Genomic DNA, 1535 nt, shown 5'->3' with positions numbered 1-1535 from the left:
CCACCCGACTCACGCACCGGCTCGGAGCGGCCCTCGGCACACATGTCCCGCTGCACCTGGTCTTCGAACACCCCACACTCAGCGAACTCGCCACCCACCTGCCTCGCTCGGGCGACGGCCACCAGCCCATCCCGGCCGCGCCGCGCACCCCGAACTCCGACGGCACCCTCACTCTCCCCGCCACCTCCGGCCAGAAGCGCCTGTGGCTGCTGTGCGCGCTCGACCCGCAGGCCAATCTCGCCTACACCCTCAACGGCGGTGCCCGGCTGGCCGGCGACCTCGACGCCCCTGTTCTGGCACGGGCCATCCAGGAGGTCGTCCGACGCCACGAGGTGCTGCGGACCACGCTGCGCGAGGAGAACGGCGAGATCGTCCAGATCGTCCATCCGGTCTGGCAAGGGGAACCCCTGCCGTCGACCGCGCTGGACGCGGCCCTGGCGGACGACGAGTCCGAACTGCTGGAGAACTGGCGCCATTCAACCGTTGACCTCGCTGACGGCCCCCTGTTCCGCGCCCAGATCGTCCGCCGGACCGCGGACGCCCATCTGCTTCTGCTGTCCCTGCACCACACCATCGCCGACGGGTGGACGCTGACTCTCCTCCTCGACGAAATCGCCCGCACCTACACCGCGCTTGTCGAGGGCGGCCCCCTCACCCCGGCCGCCGCGCTCCAGTACGGCGACGTGGCCCACGCACTGGCCGCCGAACCCGTGTCCGATGACGACGCCGGCATCGTCCACTGGCGCGAGCGGCTCGCGGGAGCGCACGCCGTGGACCTCCCGACCGACCATCCGCGCCCGGCCCGCCGTACCCACAACGGTGCAGCACTTCCTGTGGAGTTGAGCGCCGAAACGGTCGGGCGGCTCGCCCGCAGCACCGGGACCACCCCGTTCGCTGTCGTCGCCACCGCGGTCACCGTCGTCCTGGGCGCCTTGTCGGGCAGTCAAGACGTGACCATCGGGATCCCGACCAGCGGCCGTACGCACCCCGACACCGCTGAAATCCTCGGGTTCTTCACCAACACACTGCCGTTGCGGCAGGTCCTGGACCCGCGAGCCACCCTCGCGGAGACGCTGAGCGCCACACACCAAGCCCTGGTGGAAGCGCACCAGCACGCGGAGACACCGTTCGAAGAGATCGTCCGCCACGCGGCACCCGCCTCCGACGGCCAGGCGCGCAGCCCGCTCTTCCAGACGATGCTCGCCCTCAACGAAACCCCGTCGCGCAATCTGCATCTGCCCGGTCTGACCGTGACTCGGCTCGACATACCGCCGGCCGGTTCCCAGTTCGAGTTCTCGCTCCATCTGGAGCAGGGCGAGGACGCCATCACCGGCTATCTGACCTACAACACCGACCTCTACGCGGCGAGCACAGCGGGCTTCGTTCCCGAGCGTCTGGCGACGGTCATCTCCGTACTGGCGGAGCGTCCGGACTCCGCGCTGGCGGAGTTGGATGTGCGGTCGGTGGGGGAGCGGGAGCGGGTTGGTGTGCTGTCGGTGGGTGCGGCGGTGTCGGGTGTGGTGGCTGGTCGGGTG

The 1535-nt window shown here is 70.3% G+C and carries 1 protein-coding gene; it reads left to right on the top strand.

Annotated elements, in window-relative coordinates:
• Nucleotides 1-1535 (top strand): condensation domain-containing protein (locus tag ACZ61E_RS32550; protein ID WP_469704018.1); only part of this gene is annotated, 1535 nt, incomplete at both ends.

It is taken from the genome of Streptomyces sp. NPDC104581 (assembly GCF_055583685.1).
This window is presented reverse-complemented; position numbering and strand designations above follow the sequence as displayed.